The organism is Microbacterium sp. UBA1612, assembly GCF_002321605.1.
In the GTDB taxonomy this organism is placed as follows: domain Bacteria; phylum Actinomycetota; class Actinomycetes; order Actinomycetales; family Microbacteriaceae; genus Microbacterium; species Microbacterium luteum.
Window position 1 is genome coordinate 90,699 of sequence record NZ_DCMW01000036.1, and the last position, 20,566, is coordinate 111,264.

Genomic DNA, 20,566 nt, shown 5'->3' on the forward strand with positions numbered 1-20,566 from the left:
CTACCTTCTGCACGGCGTCCGGGGGTGGAGGATTCGGATGTCCCAATCCGAGCATCGGGGTGCCCGCGAAGCGGGCGGGGCCCCCGCTCTGCGAGGAGTGGGACATCCGAATCCGGAGCAGCACAACCGTCAGCCGCGCGGCTTCTCCACCATTTCGATCGTCTCGATCTCGTCGCCGATCTGGATGTCGTTGTACTTGCCGAGGCCGATACCGCATTCGTAGTCGGTGCGGACCTCGGTGACATCGTCCTTGAAGCGGCGCAGCGACTCGATGGCCAGGCCATCGGCGATGACGACGCCTTCGCGGATGATGCGGGCCTTGGCGTTGCGCGTGATGGTGCCGCTTCGCACGATCGCTCCGGCGATGTTGCCGAACTTCGACGAGCGGAACACCTCGCGGATCTCCGCGACACCCGACTGGACCTCTTCGAACTCCGGCTTGAGCAGGCCCTTGAGCGACTGCTCGACGTCGTCGATCGCGTTGTAGATGACCGAGTAGAAGCGGATGTCCACACCCTCGCGCGCGGCGCGCTCACGAGCCTTGGCATCGGGGCGCACGTTGAAGCCGATCACGATCGCGTTGTCGATCGTGGCCAGGTTCACGTCGGACTCGGTGACGGCACCCACACCGCGGTGGATGATCCGCAGCTGCACCGACTCGTCGACCTCGATCTTCAGCAGCGACTCCTCGAGCGCCTCGACGGCACCGGAGACGTCGCCCTTGATGATGAGGTTGAGCGAGGTGACCTTGCCCTCCTCGAGAGCGCGGGTGAAGTCCTCGAGCGAGATGCGCTTGCGGGCCTTGGCCAGCTGGGCGTTGCGCTCGGCGGCTTCGCGCTTCTCGGCGATCTGGCGCGCGGTGCGGTCCTCTTCGGTCACGATGAACACGTCACCCGCACGGGGCACCGAGTTCAGACCCTGCACCTGGACCGGCCGCGACGGAGCGGCCTCTGCGACCTGCTCGCCGTTCTCGTCGATCATGGCGCGCACGCGGCCGTAGGCGGTGCCGGCGACGATGGCGTCTCCGACCCGGAGGGTTCCGGACTGGATCAGCACCGTCGCGACCGAACCGCGACCCTTGTCGAGCTTGGCCTCGATCGCGACACCGCGGGCGTCCTTGTTCGGGTTCGCACGCAGGTCGAGACCCGCGTCGGCGGTGAGCAGCACCGCATCCAGAAGGTCCTGGATGCCCGTGCCCTGCCGGGCCGACACGTCGACGAACATCACGTCGCCGCCGTACTCCTCCGCGACGAGACCGTACTCGGTGAGCTGCTGGCGCACCCGGCCCGGGTTCGCGTCGGGCTTGTCGACCTTGTTGACGGCAACGACGATCGGAACCTCGGCGGCCTGGGCGTGGTTCAGGGCCTCCACCGTCTGGGGCATGATGCCGTCGTCGGCGGCGACCACGAGGATCGCGAGGTCGGTCACCTGCGCACCACGGGCACGCATGGCGGTGAACGCCTCGTGGCCCGGGGTGTCGATGAAGGTGATCGCGCGCTCGATCTCTTCGTGCTCGGTCCACACCTGATAGGCGCCGATGTGCTGCGTGATGCCGCCGGCCTCGCCCTCGGTGACGTTCGTCTCACGGATCGCGTCGAGAAGGCGCGTCTTACCGTGGTCGACGTGGCCCATGACGGTCACGACGGGCGGACGGATCTCGAGCTGGTCGTCGTCCTCTTCTGCGAGCTCCTGCTCGAGGTCGAGGCCGAAGCCCTCGAGGAGCTCCTTGTCCTCGTCCTCGGGCGATACCATCTGGATCTTGTAGCCGAGCTCATCGCCGAGCACCTCGAAGGTGGCCTCGTCGAGGGACTCCGTCGCGGTGGCCATCTCGCCCAGGTTGAACAGGATGGTCACCAGGGTCGACGGCTGCACCGAGTAGCCGGCGAGCTGCTCGATCTTGTCCGCGAAGTCGGAGATCGATGCGCCGCGGCGCATGCGGATGATCTCGCCGTTGCCCTTGCGAACGTTGACGCCGCCGACCTGCGGCGCATCCCTCATCTCGAATTCTTGACGCTTCGCCCGACGCGACTTGCGCTGCTTCGACTTGCCGCCGCCCTTGCCGAAGGCACCGGCTGTGCCGCCGCCGCGGCCACGGCCGCCACCGCCGGGCCGACCGGCGAAACCGCCGCCGGGCCGACCGGCGAAACCGCCACCGGCACCGCCGCCGCCACCGGGACGACCGGCGCCGCCCGGACGCTGCTGGAAGGGGGCACCGCCGCGGCCGCCACCGGGACGACCGGCGCCGCCCGGACGCGGGGCGCCGGGACGCGGCGAACCGGGACGCGGGGCCTGCGGACGCGGGATGTTGCCGGGGTTGGGGCGCTGCCCCATGCCCTGCGACGACGCGAACGGGTTGTTTCCGGGACGCGGGCCCGCGGGACGCTGGCCCATGCCCTGCGACGACGCGAACGGGTTGTTGCCCGGGCGGGGAGAGCCACCGGAACGCTGATTGCCGCCGGGACGCTGGGTGCCGCCGGGACGGGGAGCCTGCGGCGTCGAACCGCCGGGGGCGGGCTTCGGTCCGGGACGCGAAGCGGGTGCGTCCGCGGAAGGCTTCGGCGCCGGTGCACCCGGCTTCGGAGCGCTCGCGGCGGGCGCCGCCGCGGCTGCCGGAGTCGCGGCTCCCGGCTTCGGGGCCGCACCGGGCTTGGGTGCCGCACCCGGCTTCGGAGCGGTCGCGCCGGGTCGAGCGGAACCGGGCTTCGGCGCGCCGGCGGCGGGCTTGGCGTCAGCCGACCCGCCCTCAGAGGCGAGGGCTGCGCGAAGCTTGCGGGCGACCGGGGGCTCGATCGTCGATGAGGGGCTCTTGACGAACTCGCCCAGCTCCTTGAGCTTGGCGAGGGCCACCTTGCTGTCGACGCCGAGCTCGGAAGCGATCTCGTGTACGCGTGGTTTTGCCACAATTCTCCTGTCTGGGGTCCACCCAGGCAGGGCAGACCGTTAGTCGCGGACGGGTCTCATTTCGAGCCGTTCACTTTGTTTCCATAGCCGTTCAGCCGTTTCTCGATGGTCTGCGCGTCAAGTGGTCCTGACACACGCAATGCACGCACGAAAGCACGTCGCCGCAGAGCGGCTGTCATGCACTCGGGTGTCGGATGGACCCACGCGCCTCTTCCCGGCATCGAAGCGCGGTCGTCGGGGACGAGCCGGTCATCGATGGCGACCACCCGAAGGAGAGTGGACCGGGAAGCACGCGTGCGACAACCGACGCACGTTCGTACGGGTTCCATCCTACACCTCGGCGCCCGAGACGTTTCCCACGGCGGCGAACGCCGGGGTTCGCACGGAGATTTCGATACGCCCGCTCCGCCCGCTACTCGAGAATGGAATCGGGTTGGATGTCGATCTTCGCACCCGTGAGCTTGGCTGCCAGTCGAGCGTTCTGGCCTTCTTTGCCGATCGCGAGCGACAGCTGATAGTCGGGCACGAGAGCCCGCACGGCCTTGTTGTTCGCGTCCAGCACGAAGCTCGAGGTGACCTTCGCCGGCGACAGGGCGTTGGCCACGAACGTCGGCAGGTCGGCGTGGTAGTCGACGATGTCGATCTTCTCGCCGGCGAGCTCCTCGGTCACCGCGCGCACGCGACGGCCGAGCTCCCCGATGCAGGCGCCCTTGGCGTTGATCGCCGGATCGTTCGCCTTGACGGCGATCTTCGACCGGTGCCCGGCCTCCCGGGCCAGCGAGACGATCTCGACCAGACCGGCGGGGATCTCGGGCACCTCCATCGCGAAGAGCTTGCGCACGAGGCCCGGGTGCGTGCGGGAGACGGTGATCGACGGCCCCTTCGTCCCCTTGGAGACGCTGGTGACGTAGACCCGGATGCGAGAGCCGTGCGTGTACTCCTCGCCCGGCACCTGCTCCTCGGGCGGCAGGATCGCCTCGACCGTTCCGAGGTCGACGTGGATCATGCGGGGATTCGGACCCTGCTGGATCACGCCGGCGACGATGTCGCCCTCCTTGCCCCGGAATTCTCCGAGCACGGCGTCGTCCGCGATGTCGCGCAGGCGCTGGCTGATCACCTGCTTGGCGGCGAAGGCGGCGATGCGCCCGAAGTTGTCGGGAGTGGTCTCCTCCTCGCCGATCACGGCGCCGGAGTCATCCTGCAGGGGCACGAAGATGGCCACGTGGCCGGTCTTTCGGTCCAGCTGCGCACGAGCACCGTCGGGGACCTCTCCGGACGGCGAACTGTGCTTCGCGTACGCGGTGAGGATCGCCTGTTCGATGATGCGCACCAGCTCGTCGAAGGGGATCTCCTTCTCGCGCTCGACCGTCCGCAGCAGACCCAGATCGATGTCCACGTCGACCTCCCTATTCAGCTCTCACGCCGTCGCGGCGTGGCCGACGGCATCCCGTATACGTTACCCGATCACCCCGGAGGCGATCCCCTCAGCCGGGGAGCGCCCCGGTCACGCAGTCGTCGCGCGCGGGTTCGCGCAGCTCGAACCGGTCCTTCGTCCAGCGCACGAGCACCGGCAGCAGCGCGGACCGCGGCTGCATCACGTTCAGGTGCTCGTACCCCTCGTACTCGAGGAAGCGCACGTGCTCCCCCTGCTCGCAGAGGTCGGCGACGAAGCGCTCCTGCAGCACCGGCGGGATGACCTCGTCGTCTCCGCCCCAAGCGATCAGCAACGGCGTCTCCCACGGACCCTGCGGCGTGTTCTCGCGCAGGCGCTGCCCGAGGGGTCCGGCCGCGAGGTTCTCGACGTACAGCGGACGATCCTCCGAGACGCCGAGCGCCGTGGCGACCGAGATGACGACACCGGGTTCGGACGGACACCGCTGCGTCATCTCGCGCACGATCGCCTCGCCGCCGGGGGCGACGTACCGGGCGAGCTCGACGTCGTCGTAGGTGTCCGCATAGGGCACGAGCACCCACGAGATCAGAATGGACAGTTCCACGGATGCACTCTCGCGCAGCAGCTCGGTGGCGAGGGCGTGCGGATCGGCCGCCGGCGCGATGGCGGCCGTCCCGAGAACCTGCAGCGAGGGCGTGTAGCTGTCGGCGATCTGCGATGCCCACAGCGCAGCGTGCCCGCCCTGGGAGTGGCCCCACACGACGGTGCGGGTGGACGCGTAGAGGTCGTCCATCTGCCGCGCGGCGACGGCCGCGTCGAGGGACGAGCGCGCCTCGCCGAGTCCGATGAGATAAGGGAAGGTGCCCGGCGCCCCCTGCCCCGAGTAGTCCGGAGCGATGACGATCCATCCGTTGTCGATCACCTCGTCGAGGCTCGGCACGGACCATTTCGTCGCGGCGGCGTCGCGCAGACTCGGCGCACACCCCTGGGCGACCCCGGTGGTGCCGTGATTCCACAGCACCACGGGGCGCAGACCCCGCGTGGGCGCGGTCGGCGAGATCACGAGCGCACTGCCGACGGCGGGCTGCCCGAGTGCGTCGCGCGTGGTGTAGAGGATGCGCTGGACTTCGGCGCCGTCGGGTTGCTGACCCGAGAAGTCACCCACGCGGATCAGCTGCCCGTGGTCGTACGGGACAACGGCAGGCGGATCGTAGAAGGCGTCGACGACGGGCGCGCCATCCTGGAGCCAGTCGTTGAGCCACCAGCCGCCGGCCGAAACGGCCACGAGGAGGACGGCCAGCGCATAGCGACCCGCGGCCGCCCACACGCGCCGGCGTCGATCATGAACCTCCGCGATGCTGAGCGAGGACCGGGCGAACAGCGCGGCGTCCCGCTCGTGGGGTGCCCGCGTGAAGGCGACCGACCCGCGGACGACGGTGGACACACCGAATGCGAGGGTGCGCACGCCGAAGACGACGGCCACCACCAGCACGGTGACGTCGGGCCAGGTGAGGGAGAGCACCGCGAAGACGATCTGCGCGGCGCCGGAGGCAGCCCACAGCACGCGCTGGCTGAGGGTGCCGCCGACCAGAGCATCGACGACGGCCTGCGCACCGCCGACGAGGAGAAGGAGCGCCAGGGCGACCGGAAGGAGTTCGAGGGTGCGTCCCAGTCCCAGCAGCATCGCGAGGCCGAGCACGACCCACAGCGCCGCGAAGATCCGGGCGGCCCATCCGCGCTCCTGGTGGGGTGCGGCGAACTGGACGAGTCCGAAGATGAGCGCGCTCAATCCGACGTAGACCGTGAGCAGCACGAGCGAGGTCAGCGGCCGCGTGACGATCAGGGCGCCCAGCAGCAGCGCGATTCCGCCGACAAGGATCACCACGATCGGCGGAGCGCCGGCGATCAGGCGCGGCAGGGCGTTCAATCCCCGTCGCCATGCGTCCACCCGATTCACCTCGTCAGCATAGGCAGGTCGAAACCGCTGCGGCGTCGACGCGGCCGCCCGATCACCGCCATACTGACCGGATGGCGGATGTGAGCGCGTGGCTGGCCACGTGGGGCGACAATCTCTGGACGTGGCTGGTGCTGCCCATCGTGGTGCTGCTCGGGCTGTACTTCACCGTGCGATCCGGGGTGGTCCAGTTCCGACTGATCCCGGAGATGTTCCGCACCCTCACCGACAAGACGCCGCGCACCGCCGAGGGCAGACCCCAGTCGGTCTCGGCGTTCCAGGCATTCACGATCTCCGCCGCCTCCCGCGTCGGAGTGGGGAACATCGCCGGCGTCGGCACGGCGATCGCCATCGGCGGTCCGGGCGCGGTGTTCTGGATGTGGCTGATGGCCTTCATCGGCGGTGCATCGGCGTTCATCGAATCGTCGCTTGCGCAGCTGTACAAGACCCGCGACGCCGACGGCTTCCGCGGCGGCCCGGCCTACTACATGCAGCGCGGACTGCGAGCCCGCTGGATGGGCGTGGTGTTCGCCGTCATCCTCATCATCTGCTTCCCCGTCGCCTTCTCTTCGCTGCAGGCCAACACCATCCAGGCCACGATCGCCGGAGGCCTCGACGACTCCGCCTCCGCCTGGCTGCCGTGGGTGATCGGAATCGTCCTGAGCGCGCTGATGGCGCTGGTCATCTTCGGCGGCGTGCGCCGCATCGCCTCGGTCACCCAGCTCCTGGTTCCGCTCATGGCACTGCTGTACCTGCTCATCGGGCTGGTCATCGTCGCGCTGAACATCGACCGGCTGCCCGCTGCGGTCGCGACGATCTTCACCCAGGCGTTCGGGCCGAACGAGGTCGTGGGCGCGACGCTCGGATACATCATCCTCACGGGCGTCAAGCGCGGCATGTTCTCCAACGAGGCAGGTCTCGGCTCGGCGCCCAACGCCGGCGCCTCGGCGGCCGTGACGCATCCGGTCAAACAGGGCCTCGTGCAGACCCTCGGAGTGTACTTCGACACGTTCCTGGTGTGCTCGATCACCGCGTTCATCATCCTGGTGTCGGTTCCGGATCTGGCGAACGCCGAGCGGGGCATCGACCTGACTCAGGGCGCCGTCATCGGCACCCTCGGCGAGTGGTCGAACATCCTGCTGAGCGTCATCATCTTCCTGCTCGCCTTCAGCTCGATCCTCGGCAACTACTACTACGGCGAGAGCAACATCGAATTCATCACCCGCAGCCGCGGGGTGCTGCTCGGCTACCGGATCGCCGCGATCGCTGCCGTCCTGATCGGAGCGCTGCTGTCCGCCGACGTCGTCTGGACCTTCGCCGACGGCGCGATGGGCTTCATGGCCCTGGTGAACCTCGTGGCGATCGGACTCCTCTCGGGCATCGCCTTCGCGCTCCTTCGCGACTACACGCAGCAGCGGCGCGAGGGCAAGGACCCGGTCTTCACCCGTGACCGGCTGCCCGGGGTGGCGAACATCGAGATGTGGGAGGACGAGCTGTCGGTCACCGGGCCGATCGATCTCACGACCCGCGGCCGCCAGGCGGAGAAGCACCGCGACCACTTGCACGAGAGGTCCGCGCGCGACTGACATATCCGCGAGCGACGGGCAACCCCGCAGGCGCGCCCGGGGCCGCGGCTAACCTTGCCGCATGGGTACATCCGCGAGTGCCGCCGCACGCGACGCGAGCTCCGCGCCGGCGGTGCGCATCGCCGCTCGCCTCGGCTACGTCGCCAACGGCGTTCTGCATCTGATCCTCGGCGCGATCATCGTCTCCATCGCCTTCGGAGCAAACGCCGACAGCGACCAGTCCGGCGCCTTCAAGGCGCTCGCCGCCGCCCCGATGGGCTTCGTGGCGCTGTGGGCCCTCGTCGCCGGTCTCTGGGCGCTCGGCGCCTGGTACGTGCTCGACGGGTTCCTGCAGCGTGATCGCCCCGGCAGCAAGGGGACGGCGAAGAAGTGGGGCCGACGGGCCTCGCTGTGGGCGCGCGCGGTCGTCTACCTCGCCCTCGGCGGCATCGCCGCATCCGTCGCCCTCGGCGCGCGTCCGAACGGCGAGCAGAGCACCGAGAACGTCAGCCGCGGAGTCCTCTCCCTCCCGGGCGGTCCTTTCCTCCTGGGCGCCGGGGCACTCGTGATCGGCGGGATCGGCGTCGGATTCGTCGTCATCGGCATCCGCCGCGGATTCCGGAAGAAGGTCGATCTCCCCGTCGGCGCGATGGGGAGGACCGTGGTGGTGATCGGCGTCATCGGCTACATCGCCAAGGGAATCTCGCTGGTGACGGTGGGCATCCTGGTGCTCGTCGCCGCGGTCCGCGTCGACGCGGATGCCGCCGGCGGCCTCGACGGCGCCATCCAGACGCTGGTGGGTCTCCCCTACGGCCCGGCGCTCGTCGTCGGCGTCGGGTTCGGGTTCATCGCCTATGGCGTCTTCTCGGTTCTGCGCGGGAAGTACGCCCGCCTCGACGATTAGGTGTTCTTCGCCGTGACGATGTCACCTTCGCGCCGGCAAGAGGGGCGTCAGGTCAGGGCGGCGACCGCGTCGGCGGCCGGGAGCGTCACGCGCTCGCCGGTGCGCCGGTCCCACAGCTCGACGTTGCCGTCGGCCGCGCCACGACCGGCGATGAGGATGCGCGGCACGCCGACCAGCTCCGCGTCGCCGAACTTCACCCCGGGAGACACCTTCGGGCGGTCGTCGTAGACGACATCCAGCCCCGCCTGCTCCAGCTGTGCGGCGAGCGTCTCGGCGAGCTCGAAGGCCACCGGATCCTTGCCGGTTGCGACCACGTGCACATCGAACGGCGCCACCGAGGTGGGCCAGATGAGACCGCGATCGTCGTTGTTGAGCTCCGCGATGATGGCCAGGATGCGGGTGACGCCGATGCCGTAGGAGCCCATGGTGACCGTGACGAGCTTGCCGTTCTCATCGAGCACCTTCAGGCCCAGCGCCTCGGCGTACTTGCGGCCGAGCTGGAAGACGTGCCCGATCTCCATCCCGCGTGCCAGTGACACCGGCCCGGAGCCGTCCGGAGCGGGGTCGCCCTCTCGCACGCTCGCGACGTCGACCACGGCGTCGGCGACGAAGTCGCGGCCGGCGACGAGTGAGTGCACGTGCTTCTGGTCGATGTTCGCGCCGGTGATCCAGCGCGAGCCGTCCACGACGCGCGGATCGACCAGGTAGCGGATGCCGGTCGTCGATTCCCCACCGAGCACCGCACCTTCGGGAGACCACGGCCCGATGTACCCCTTGACGAGGCCCGGGTGGCGGGCGAAGTCCTCGTCGGTCGCGGGCTCGACCTCGGCGGGCGCGAACGCGACCTCGACCCGCTTGTCGTCGACGTCGCGGTCGCCGGGCACTCCCACGATGACGAGCTCGCGGGTGCCGTCGAGGTGTCTGAGGGCGAGCACGACGTTCTTGAGGGTGTCCGCGGCGGTGAAGCGGCCGTCCAGGTGGGCGTTGCAGTGGTCGACGAGGGTGGCGATGGTCGGCGTGTTCGGCGAGTCGAAGATCACCGGCGCCGGCTGTCCCTCGATGGTGACCGGTTCCGGCGCAACGGTCGCGAAGGCCTCGACGTTGGCCGCGTAGCCGCCCGCGCTGCGCACGAACGTGTCCTCACCGACCGGCGTCGGGTGCAGGAACTCCTCCGACCGCGAGCCTCCCATCGCACCCGCGTCGGCCTGCACGATCACATACTCGAGGCCGAGACGCTGGAAGATGCGCTCGTACGCGTCGCGCTGCGCCATGTAGGACGCATCGAGGCCCTCGTCGGACGCATCGAACGAATAGGCGTCCTTCATCGTGAACTCACGGCCGCGCAGCAGACCGGCGCGCGGACGCGCCTCGTCGCGGTACTTGTCCTGAATCTGGTAGATCGTCAGGGGGAGGTCCTTGTACGACGAGTACAGGTCCTTCACCAGGAGGGTGAAGGCCTCTTCGTGCGTCGGCGCCAGCAGGTAGTCGGCGTCCTTGCGATCCTTCAGGCGGAAGATCCCGTCGCCGTACTCCTCCCATCGACCGGTCGCCTCGTACGGCTCTCTCGGCATGAGCGCCGGGAAGTGCACCTCCTGGGCCCCCGCCGCGGTCATCTCCTCGCGGATGATGCGCTCGAGGCGGTTCTTCACGCGGAGTCCGAGCGGCAGCCAGGCGAAGATGCCCGGAGCCTGCCGGCGGATGTACCCGGCGCGTACGAGCAGCCGATGACTGGTGACCTCGGCATCCGCGGGATCTTCACGGAGGGTGCGGAGGAACAGGTGCGACAGACGGGTGACCACGATCGACAAGTGTACGGACCGCGACGACGCGGCATCGCCTTGACAGATGACGCTCGATGAGTATGCAATATATTGCATGCCGATTCCCACGGAGGCTCGACCTCCGCGCCCCCTCCTGCGCGACGATGTTCTCGACCGCATCCGCGATGCGATCGTCGACGGCACTCTCACCCCGGGTGAGCAGGTGCGCGACGCCGATCTCGCGACGTGGCTGGGCGTGAGCAGAACCCCGGTGCGCGAAGCCCTCCTCGAACTCGGGCGGGCCGGGCTCGTGCGCTCCTCGCCGGGGCGATCGACCGTGGTCTCGCCCCTCGAGAGCGATGACGTGCGCGACGCGCAGCGGGTCGTCGCCGCCATGCACCGGCTCGCCGTCCTCACGGCGGTGCCCCGCATGACAGCCGTCGACCTCGATCGGATGCGCGCGGCCAACGCCCGCTTCGCGGCCGCCCACGCGGCCGGCGACGCCGACGGCGCGCTGGTCGCCGACGCCGCCTTCCACGCCGTCGCGGTGGACGTGTGCGGCAACTCGGCCGCCCGGGCGGTGATCGCGCAGTACGAGCCGATCCTCCACCGCGCCGAGCGACTGCGGTTCGCATCGGTCGAGGAGGGCAGGGATTCCGCGGCCCGTCACGACCGGTTCATCGAGCTGTGCGCGGCCGGCGATGCCGAGTCCGCGGCGGCGCTCGCCGAGGAGATCTGGCAGGCACTCGTCATCGACGCCTCCCCTACCGACCCCCGACACGAGGAGACCCCGTGAAGCTCGACCAGTTCCCCCGCCATCCACTCACCTTCGGCCCGAGCCCGCTGCAGCACCTGAAGCGGCTGACCCAGCACCTCGGCGGAGCGCAGATCTGGGCCAAGCGCGAGGATGTCTCCAGCGGCCTCGCCTTCGGCGGGAACAAGGTGCGCAAGCTCGAGTACATCGTGCCGGATGTGCTGGCCTCCGGCGCCGACACCCTGGTCTCCATCGGCGGCTACCAGTCGAACCACACGCGTCAGGTGGCCGCGGTGGCCGCTCATCTCGGGCTCAAGGCGCGCCTCGTGCAGGAGAAGTGGGTGCCGTGGGACGACCCCACCAACGACCGCGTCGGCAACATCCTGCTCTCGCGCATGATGGGCGCCGACTCGCGACTCGACGATCACGGCTTCGACATCGGCATCCGCGATTCCTGGAAGGATGCGCTGCGTGAGGTCGAGGAGGCCGGCGGCACGCCCTACCCGATCCCGGCGGGCGCCTCCGAGCATCCGCTGGGAGGCCTCGGCTTCGCCAACTGGGCGTTCGAGCTCGCCGAGCAGGAGAGGCAGCTCGGGATCACGTTCGACACGATCGTCGTGTGCACGGTGACCGGCTCCACGCACGCGGGCATGATCGCCGGCTTCGCCGCCCTCGAAGACCTCACCGGCGTGAAGCGTCGCGTGATCGGCATCGACGCCTCGGCGACGCTCGAGAAGACGCGGGACCAGGTCGCACGTATCGCGAGCCACACCGCCGATCTCATCGAGCTGGGCCGCGACCTGCGCGACGACGAGATCCAGGTGCTCGAGGGCTGGGCCGGGGACCTGTACGGCATTCCCGTCGAGTCGACGATGGCGGCCATGGCCCTCGGCGCGCAGCTGGAGGCGATGATCACCGACCCCGTGTACGAGGGGAAGTCGCTCGCGGGGCTCATCGACCTCGTTCGCGACCGCGACATCCCCGCCGACTCGAACGTGCTGTACGCCCATCTCGGCGGTCAGCCGGCGATCAACGCCTATCACGCGCTGTGGGAGTGACCTCGCCCGACGGCGCGCGACCGGCGATCTAGGGTGGACCGGGTGACCACCGTGCTCCTGACCGGCTTCGAGCCGTTCGCCGCCGATCCGACCAACCCGTCGGGCGACGCGGTGCGCCTGGTGGCGGGCGGATGGGACGGCGCCGCGCGTCTGGTCACCGACGTGCTGCCGGTGACCTTCGCCGGTGCCGCCGTGCGGCTCGAGGAACTCATCGAGCGCCACTGTCCCGACATCGTGATCTCCACCGGACTCGCCAGCGGGCGAGACGCGGTGACCCCCGAGCGGGTGGCCATCAACCTGCAGGATGCGCGGATTCCCGACAACGACGGCGCGCAGCCGGTGGATCTGCCGTGCGTGCCGGGCGGCCCCGCGGCCCTGTTCTCGTCACTCCCGGTGAAGGCGATCGCACGAGACGTCTCGGCCGGCGGCATCCCGGCGCGGGTCTCCCTGTCGGCGGGCTCCTACGTGTGCAACCACGTCTTCTACGTCGCCGCGCACGGCGCCGCGTCGCGCCCCGGAACGCGCGCCGGCTTCATCCACGTGCCGTGGGACACCGCGCACGCCCCGGAGGGCCAGCCCGCGGTGCCGCTCGCGGACATCGCCGCGGCCCTGCACGTCGCGATCGCCACCACGCTCGCGACCCCGCACGACCTCTCGGAGCCGGCCGGCAGCATCCATTGACCAACCCCTGCGCCGGCGGCTTGGTCGGAGAATCCGCCCGACGTCGGAGGAATCGGCCCGAATCTTCCGACATCGGCGTGATTCTCCGACATCGGCGGGCGCGGCGGGCGCGGCGCGGACGCGACGCGGGGCTGGGTCAGGAGGTGAGGACCTGGGCCGTGCCGACGGGCGCATCCGGACCCATGTCATCGGCGAGCCGGTTCGCCTCGGCGATGAGGGTGGCGACGATGTCCGCTTCCGGAACGGTCTTGATGACCTCGCCCTTGACGAAGATCTGGCCTTTGCCGTTGCCGCTGGCGACCCCCAGGTCGGCGTCGCGGGCCTCGCCGGGCCCGTTGACGACGCATCCCATCACGGCCACCCGCAGCGGAACGGTCATGTCCTTGAGGCCCTCGGTCACCGAGTCGGCGAGGGTGTAGACGTCCACCTGCGCGCGCCCGCACGATGGGCACGAGACGATCTCGAGCTTGCGCTCGCGCAGGTTGAGGGACTGCAGGATCTGGTGGCCGACCTTGACCTCCTCGGCGGGAGGGGCCGACAGCGAGACGCGGATGGTGTCGCCGATGCCCTCGGAGAGCAGGATGCCGAACGCCGTCGCGCTCTTGATGGTCCCCTGGAAGGCGGGCCCGGCCTCGGTCACCCCGAGGTGGAGCGGCCAGTCGCCGCGCTCGGCGAGCTGCCGGTAGGCCTTCACCATCACGATCGGGTCGTTGTGCTTGACCGAGATCTTGAAGTCGTGGAAGTCGTGCTCCTCGAACAGCGACGCCTCCCATACCGCCGACTCCACGAGGGCCTCCGGTGTCGCCTTGCCGTACTTCTCGAGCAGCCGCTTGTCGAGGGAGCCGGCGTTGACCCCGATGCGCAGCGAAACCCCGGCATCCTGCGCCGCGCGGGCGATCGCGCCGACCTGGTCGTCGAACTTGCGGATGTTGCCGGGATTCACCCGCACGGCCGCGCATCCCGCGTCGATGGCCTGGAAGACGTACTTGGGCTGGAAGTGGATGTCGGCGATGACCGGGATCTGACTCTTCTTCGCGATGATGTGCAGCACATCCGCATCGTCCTGACTCGGCACCGCGACGCGCACGATCTCGCATCCGGATGCGGTCAGCTCGGCGATCTGCTGGAGGGTCGCGTTGATGTCCGTTGTCGGCGTCGTCGTCATCGACTGCACGCTGACCGGCGCGTCGCCGCCCACCAGCACCTTCCCGACGCGGATCTGCCGGCTTCTGCGCCGGGGCGCGAGCACGTCGGGGACACTCGGCATACCGATGTTCACTGCGGGCACCTCTTCAGGGTACGCCGTGGAGCACCCGGCACGGCCGCAGGCGGCCTCACGGGCCTGTGGTAGGTTCGGCGCATGTTCCCGCGACGTCACTGGTGGCTCACCGCATAGGCGGTGGGTTTTCGCGCGAACGACAGACCGCCCCTGACTGACACGGGCGGTCCTCTTCCCTGCAAGGGCCGACCGCCCATCCGACGAGAGAACCCGATGAGCACGCCTGCCCCCTCCCTCGCTGCCCTGGCCGCCAGCGACGCTCCCTTCGCTCTCATCGCCCGCGATGCCGACACGGTCGAGGTGCTCACCGGCGAGGTCGTGGACGTCGACCTGCTCGGCGACATCCCGCTGGTCGCAAGCGACGGCACGCCTCGGGAGGTGCTGGCTCTCGTGCCGTTCCGGCAGGTGCGCGAGCGGGGCTTCGTCTGCCACGACGACGGCGCACCGCTGCGATGCCTGCTCGTCGACGAGCACACCTCCCTCCCGCGAGCAGACGTGCTCGCCGAGCTCCCCGGAGCGCCGGTCACCCTCTCCGATGCCGGCTTCGACATCGCCGACGACGACTACGCCGACATCGTGCGCCGAGTGATCGCCGATGAGATCGGCCGCGGCGAAGGAGCGAACTTCGTCATCCGACGTGATTTCACGGCCTCGGTCGACGCCGACCCGCGCGTCGCCGCGCTCACGTGGTTCCGCGCGCTCGCCGAGCACGAGCAGGGCGCGTACTGGACCTTCGCCATCGTCACCGACGGTCACGTGGCGGTCGGCGCAAGCCCCGAGGCGCACGTGAGCGCGACCGGGGGCGTGGTCACCATGAACCCGATCTCGGGGACGTTCCGCCACCCGCAGGGCGGCGCCACCGTGGCGACGCTGAGCGAGTTCCTCGAATCGACCAAGGAGACCGAAGAGCTCTTCATGGTCGTCGACGAGGAGCTGAAGATGATGAGCGCCGTGTGCTCCGACGGCGGCCGCATCACCGGACCGCGCCTGAAGGAGATGTCGCGGCTGACGCACACCGAGTACATGCTGCGCGGACGCAGCCGCCTCGACCCGCGCGACATCCTCCGCGAGACGATGTTCGCACCCACCGTCACCGGATCCCCGATGCAGAACGCCTGCACCGTCATCGCCCGGCACGAGACCTCCCCGCGCGGATACTATTCGGGCGTCGCCGCCCTGTTCACGCCGCGCCCGACGCAGGTTCCGGATGAGCCCACGCACGATCTCGACGCGCCGATCCTCATCCGCACCGCCTACCTCGTCGACGGGGCGCTGCGGGTGCCGGTCGGCGCGACGCTCGTGCGGCATTCCGACCCGTACGGAGAGGTCGGCGAGACGCACGGAAAAGCCGCCGGGGTGCTCGGCGCGATCGGCGCCGTCGCGCGTGACACGTCCGCATCCGCCGGCGACGACGACGCTCCCACCGGACCTCCCGCGCGGCTCGCGGAAGACCCGGATGTCGCGAGCCTGCTCGCCTCGCGCAACTCCCGCCTCGCCGACTTCTGGCTCAATCCGCAATCCGGCGGCACCGACGGCCCCTTCGCCGGACACCGCGCGGTGATGGTGGATGCCGAGGACCGGTTCACGACGATGCTCGCGCACCAGCTGCGCCACCTGGGCCTCGACGTCACCATCACCCCGTGGCACGCCGCCACCGATGAAGAGATCGTCGGCGCCGAGCTGCTCGTGTGCGGTCCCGGCCCCGGCGACCCCCGCGGACTCGAGAACCCGCGCATCGCTCGGATGCGCGAGGTCGTGGCGATGCGGCGCGCGAGCGGCCGGCCCCTGCTGGCCGTGTGCCTCAGCCATCAGATCCTCGCCGACAGCCTCGGCATCGAGCTGGCTCCGCTGGCGCGCCCGCACCAGGGTGTGCAGCTGCGCGTCGACATCTTCGGCGAGCCCGCTTCGATCGGGTTCTACAACACCTTCACCGCGACGGTGCCCGCCGGAACGAGCCGCATCGGCGAGGCCGAGGTCTCCGCCGACCCCGAATCCGGCGCGGTGTATGCGCTGCGCGGGCCGGGGTTCGCCTCGGTGCAGGGTCACCTCGAGTCGATCCTGTCGCGCGACGGGCTGCGCACCCTCGAGCGGCTGGTCGCCGAGGCTTTCGCCGTCACCCCCGCCTGAGCGCTGCGAAGTCCCGCGATCGACGGGCGGCGCAGCTCAGGAGCCGAAGATCGAGATCGGATTGACGATGTCGGCGAGGATCAGCACGGCGCCCATGGCGATCAGGCACACGACCACGACGAAGGTCACGGGGACGAGCTTGGTCGCATCCACCGGAGCCGGGGGCGGACGACGCAGCAGCTTCGCCCACGCCCGCTTGATCCCCTCCGACAGCGCCACGACGACGTGACCGCCGTCCAACGGCAGCAGCGGGATGAGGTTGAAGACGAACAGGGCGATGTTCAGCGAGGCCAGGACCGACAGGATGCCCGCGACCCGGTTCAGGACCGGAGCCTCCGCGGACGCGACCTCACCGGCGATGAGGCCCGCGCCGACGATGCTCAGCGGCCCGTCGGGATCACGCTCTCCCCCCGTGACGAGGTCGACGCCGGTCTCCCAGACCTTCACCGGCAGCTGCCACATGATGCCCGCCACGGCACCGACGTTCTCGAAGCCCATCTGAGGACCCGCCCAGATGGGCTGCGGCTGCAGTTCGCTCACCGGCGAGATGCCGATGAATCCGACCTCTTCGGTCACGGCGACATCGTTCTCGTCGGTGACGGCTCGCCCGGCCTCATCGGTCACGGGCCGTTCGGTCAGCAGCGGGGTGACCGCGAGGGCCGTCTCGACGCCGTCGCGGAGCACCACCACCTCGAGCGTCTCGCCCGGGGCGTCGCGGATGATCGACGAGGCCTCGTCGAAGCTCGCCACGGGCGTGCCGTCGATCGAGACGATCTCGTCGCCGGGCAGCATCCCCGCCTCCGCCGCGGGTGCGACGGGGTCGGCCGATGTGCACTCGGCGCCCGCCGCCGACGCCGGCACCACGCACTCGGACACGGCAGCGACCGTCGTCGTCGCCGTGGACAATCCGATGCCCGAGGCCAACAGGGCGAACAGGACGATCGCCAGCAGCAGATTCATGACCGGGCCGCCCAGCATGATGATCACGCGCTTGAACACCGGCAGCCGGTAGAAGACGCGATCGTCGCCGTCACCGTGGACGGTCTCATCGTTCGCGGCACGGGCGTCCTGGACCATCGTGGCGAAGAATCCGCCGCCGGCGCGTCCCTCGCCGGCACGCTCGGCGGGGGTGGGCGGATACATTCCCGCCATGGAGATGTAGCCGCCGATCGGGAGGGCCTTCACGCCGTACTCGGTCTCACCGAAACGGCGGGACCACAGCGTCGGCCCGAAGCCGATCATGTACTGCCCGACGCGAACCCCGAAGCGCTTAGCGGGCATCAGGTGACCGATCTCGTGCAGGGCGATCGACACGGCGAGGCCCACGAAGAGCAGGGCGAAGCCGATGACGAATGCGATCACGACCCCACGGTACTCGCGCCTGCCTATGAAGAGGCCGCGAGGTGAGAGGATGGATGCCGCCATGCCGACCGACACCGCCTCCCATCTGCCACCCGTGCTCCGGCCCGAGAATCCGCCGACGCACGGCCTCGCCGACTTCGCGCGCGAGGTCGGCGCGCGCTCTTCGGACGACCTCGCCGGCGTCACGCTGTCGGGCATCACGCTCGCCACCGCGGACCTGCGACCGGGCGACGTCTTCGTCGCGGTGCGCGGGGTGAACCGGCACGGCGCGGAGTTCGCGGCCGATGCCGCCGCCGCCGGAGCGGTCGCGGTGGTCACCGACGCCGCCGGAGAGGCGATCGCGCGCACGGCCGGCATCCCCGTGCTCGTCGTCGACGACCCGCGAGCGGCTCTCGGCGACATGTCGGCGCGTGTCTACGCGACCGGCGCCGACGACGACCTGCCCCTCCTGCTCGGCACGACCGGCACCAACGGCAAGACGAGCGTGTCGCACCTCCTCGAGGGCATCCTGTCGCAGATCGGCGCGGTGACCGGGCTCTCGTCCACCGCCGAGCGCCACATCGCCGGACAGATCATCGTGTCGCGACTGACCACGCCCGAGGCCTACGAGATGCACGCGCTGCTGGCGCTGATGCGGGAACGCGGCGTCGAGGCCGTGGCCGTCGAGGTGAGCGCGCAGGCGCTGTCGCGGCGCCGCGTCGACGGGATGATGTTCGACGTCGCCGGGTTTACGAATCTCTCCCACGACCATCTCGACGACTATGCCGACATGGCCGAGTACTTCGAGGCCAAGCTCCCGCTGTTCCGCACGGACCGTTCGCGACGCGCCGTCATCAGCCTCGACTCCGCATCGGGGGCCGGTGTCGTCGCGGCGTGCGAGGTGCCGTGCGTCACGATCGGCACTCCCGACATCGCCGACGATCGCGACGCTGCCGCGGACGCCGACTGGGTCGTGGAGATCATCGATGAGCAGCAGATCGGCACACGCTTCGCGCTCGCCGCTCGCGACGGCCGGCGGCTGGAGACGACCGTGCCGGTCATCGGCCGTCACATGGCGGCCAACGCGGGTCTCGCGATCGTCATGATCCTGGAGGCCGGCTACCCGTGGGAGCGGCTGACCGCGGCGCTCGAGGGCGGCCGCATCGAGGCGTACCTGCCCGGTCGCACCGAACTGGTCTCCGGCGACACCGGCCCGGCCGTCTACGTCGACTTCGGGCACTCCCCCGACGCCTTCGAGAAGACCCTCGCCGCCGTCCGGCGCGTCACGCCGGGCACGGTCCTCATGCTGTTCGGCGCGGACGGCGATCGCGACACCACGAAGCGACACGACATGGGCCGCACCGCCGTCGACGGCAGCGACATCCTGATCGTCACCGACCATCACCCCCGTCATGAGGAGCCGGACGCGATCCGTGCGAGCCTCGTCGAAGGCGCGCGCCGGGCGCGGCCCGACGCGGACATCCGCGAGTCCTCACCGCCGGAGCGCGCCATCCGCGAGGCCGTCGAGCTCGTCGGCGACGGCGATGCAATCCTGTGGGCCGGGCCCGGCCACCAGGACTACCGCGACATCCGCGGCGTGCGCACACCGTATTCGGCCCGCGAGCTCGCCCGCCGCGCTCTGCGCGACAGGGGATGGCCGGTGCCCGAACCGCGCTGGCCCGTGCCCTACCCCGACGATCGGACGCCGGACTCCGACCCGCTGCGCCCGTCGCGCTGACTCAGGCCGCGGCGACGGCGCGATCCGCCGCCTCACGCGCCCAGCGCTCGGCCTCGGCGAGGGTCTCGAGCGTGAGCTCCGTCGGAGGCTCGTGCGCATCGACCACGGCGGCGATCGTCTCGACGATGTCGGTGAAAGCGATCGCGCCGTCGTGGAACGCGTCAACGGCCTGCTCGTTCGCCGCATTGAACACCGCGGGGAAGGTCGATCCCGCACGACCGACCTGCTTGGCCAGCCCGACGGCCGGAAACGCATCGTCGTCGAGCGGCTCGAACGTCCACGAGGTGGCGCTCGTCCAGTCGAGGGGTGCCCCCACCCCGCCGACGCGGTGCGGCCAGTCCAGGCCGAGGGAGATCGGCAGCCGCATGTCGGGAGGCGATGCCTGAGCGATCGTCGATCCGTCGACGAACTCGACCATCGAGTGCACGATCGACTGCGGGTGCACGACCACGTCGATGTGCTCGAACGGCACCTCGAACAGCAGGTGCGCCTCCATGACCTCCAGGCCCTTGTTCACCAGCGTGGCGGAATTGGTCGTCACGACCCGGCCCATGTCCCAGGTCGGATGCGCGAGCGCCTCACGCGGAGTGACGGTCGCCATGTCGCTGCGCGAGCGTCCGCGGAAAGGACCTCCCGACGCGGTGAGCACGAGCCTGCGCACCTCGGCCCTCTCACCGCTTCGCAGGGCCTGCGCGATGGCCGAGTGCTCCGAGTCGACCGGGACGATCTGTCCGGGGCGCGCCGCACGACGCACCAGATCACCGCCGACGATCAGCGACTCCTTGTTCGCCAGGGCGAGCGTCGTGCCGGTCGCCAGCGTGGCGAGCGTGGGTCCCAGCCCCACCGAACCGGTGATGCCGTTGAGCACGACGTCGGCCTCGACGTCGTGCACCAGCTGGGCGGCCTCCTCCGCTCCGAGCGCCGTGTGCTCCACGCCGAACGCCTCCGCCTGGGCGGAGAGCGCGTCGCGCGAGGAGTGAGCGGACAGACCGACGACGTCGAAACGACGCGGGTTCGCGCGGATGACCTCGAGCGCCTGGGTGCCGATGGAGCCGGTGGAACCGAGAACGATGACGCGCCGCATGCGGTCAGACTACCGACGCCGCACGCG

15 protein-coding genes are annotated in these 20,566 nt (G+C 70.1%); 7 read left to right on the plus strand and 8 right to left on the minus strand.

The window, feature by feature from the left end; all coding sequences use genetic code 11:
* Positions 1–129: 129 nt before the first annotated feature.
* The 4 genes from infB to B3S45_RS13730 all read right to left on the minus strand — a co-directional run bounded on the left by infB (position 130) and on the right by B3S45_RS13730 (position 6,242).
* The gene (gene infB, locus B3S45_RS13715; protein ID WP_286721287.1) at positions 130–2,901 is read right to left on the minus strand and encodes a translation initiation factor IF-2; all 2,772 of its coding nucleotides are present in this window, start codon (positions 2,899–2,901) and stop codon (positions 130–132) included.
* Positions 2,902–2,957: 56 nt separating this feature from the next.
* Positions 2,958–3,230: a YlxR family protein gene (locus B3S45_RS13720; RefSeq protein WP_194383414.1), complete on the minus strand. Its 273-nt coding sequence runs from the start codon at positions 3,228–3,230 to the stop codon at positions 2,958–2,960.
* An 83-nt stretch (positions 3,231–3,313) separates the two neighbouring features.
* Complete coding sequence (gene nusA, locus B3S45_RS13725; protein WP_071045668.1) at positions 3,314–4,297, minus strand: transcription termination factor NusA; 984 nt, start codon at positions 4,295–4,297, stop codon at positions 3,314–3,316.
* Positions 4,298–4,385: 88 nt separating this feature from the next.
* A complete protein-coding gene (locus tag B3S45_RS13730) occupies positions 4,386–6,242 on the minus strand; it encodes an alpha/beta fold hydrolase (protein ID WP_286721289.1) in 1,857 nt (618 codons plus the stop codon).
* Positions 6,243–6,322: 80 nt separating this feature from the next.
* Between B3S45_RS13730 and B3S45_RS13735 the strand changes: the two genes are divergently transcribed.
* Both B3S45_RS13735 and B3S45_RS13740 read left to right on the plus strand, forming a co-directional pair.
* Entirely contained in the window at positions 6,323–7,834 is a 1,512-nt protein-coding gene (locus B3S45_RS13735) for an alanine/glycine:cation symporter family protein (protein ID WP_286721290.1), read from the plus strand.
* A gap of 61 nt (positions 7,835–7,895) precedes the next feature.
* Positions 7,896–8,717, plus strand: a complete 822-nt coding sequence (locus B3S45_RS13740; protein WP_071045666.1) for a DUF1206 domain-containing protein — start codon at positions 7,896–7,898, stop codon at positions 8,715–8,717.
* A gap of 47 nt (positions 8,718–8,764) precedes the next feature.
* Here B3S45_RS13740 and B3S45_RS13745 read toward each other — a convergent pair whose 3' ends face one another.
* The gene (locus B3S45_RS13745) at positions 8,765–10,516 is read right to left on the minus strand and encodes a proline--tRNA ligase (RefSeq protein WP_286721293.1); all 1,752 of its coding nucleotides are present in this window, start codon (positions 10,514–10,516) and stop codon (positions 8,765–8,767) included.
* A 46-nt stretch (positions 10,517–10,562) separates the two neighbouring features.
* On the opposite strand from B3S45_RS13745, the gene B3S45_RS13750 reads away from it, so the two are divergent.
* The 3 genes from B3S45_RS13750 to pcp are packed head-to-tail and all read left to right on the plus strand — an operon-like array spanning position 10,563 to position 12,970.
* Positions 10,563–11,273, plus strand: coding sequence for a GntR family transcriptional regulator (locus B3S45_RS13750; RefSeq protein WP_286721294.1), 711 nt, complete (start codon positions 10,563–10,565; stop codon positions 11,271–11,273).
* Positions 11,270–12,289: a 1-aminocyclopropane-1-carboxylate deaminase gene (locus B3S45_RS13755; RefSeq protein ID WP_286721296.1), complete on the plus strand. Its 1,020-nt coding sequence runs from the start codon at positions 11,270–11,272 to the stop codon at positions 12,287–12,289. The genes B3S45_RS13750 and B3S45_RS13755 overlap by 4 nt, the downstream gene beginning before the upstream one ends.
* A 42-nt stretch (positions 12,290–12,331) precedes the next feature.
* Positions 12,332–12,970, plus strand: a complete 639-nt coding sequence (gene pcp / locus B3S45_RS13760) for a pyroglutamyl-peptidase I (RefSeq protein ID WP_286721298.1) — start codon at positions 12,332–12,334, stop codon at positions 12,968–12,970.
* A gap of 136 nt (positions 12,971–13,106) precedes the next feature.
* Here pcp and ispG read toward each other — a convergent pair whose 3' ends face one another.
* Positions 13,107–14,237, minus strand: coding sequence for a flavodoxin-dependent (E)-4-hydroxy-3-methylbut-2-enyl-diphosphate synthase (ispG, locus tag B3S45_RS13765; protein ID WP_286721323.1), 1,131 nt, complete (start codon positions 14,235–14,237; stop codon positions 13,107–13,109).
* Between the two features lie 225 nt (positions 14,238–14,462).
* Here ispG and B3S45_RS13770 point away from each other — a divergent pair, with 225 nt between their 5' ends.
* The gene (locus B3S45_RS13770) at positions 14,463–16,376 is read left to right on the plus strand and encodes an anthranilate synthase family protein (RefSeq protein WP_286721300.1); all 1,914 of its coding nucleotides are present in this window, start codon (positions 14,463–14,465) and stop codon (positions 16,374–16,376) included.
* 36 nt (positions 16,377–16,412) lie between these two features.
* Here the strand turns inward: B3S45_RS13770 and B3S45_RS13775 are convergent, their stop codons facing one another.
* Positions 16,413–17,738 carry a M50 family metallopeptidase gene (locus B3S45_RS13775; RefSeq protein WP_286721301.1) on the minus strand — a complete coding sequence of 442 codons (1,326 nt, stop codon included), beginning with the start codon at positions 17,736–17,738 and terminating at the stop codon, positions 16,413–16,415.
* A 61-nt stretch (positions 17,739–17,799) separates the two neighbouring features.
* Here B3S45_RS13775 and B3S45_RS13780 point away from each other — a divergent pair, with 61 nt between their 5' ends.
* The gene (locus tag B3S45_RS13780) at positions 17,800–19,455 is read left to right on the plus strand and encodes a Mur ligase family protein (RefSeq protein ID WP_286721303.1); all 1,656 of its coding nucleotides are present in this window, start codon (positions 17,800–17,802) and stop codon (positions 19,453–19,455) included.
* A 1-nt stretch (position 19,456) separates the two neighbouring features.
* Here B3S45_RS13780 and dxr read toward each other — a convergent pair whose 3' ends face one another.
* Positions 19,457–20,539: a 1-deoxy-D-xylulose-5-phosphate reductoisomerase gene (gene dxr, locus B3S45_RS13785; protein ID WP_286721305.1), complete on the minus strand. Its 1,083-nt coding sequence runs from the start codon at positions 20,537–20,539 to the stop codon at positions 19,457–19,459.
* Positions 20,540–20,566: the final 27 nt, after the last annotated feature.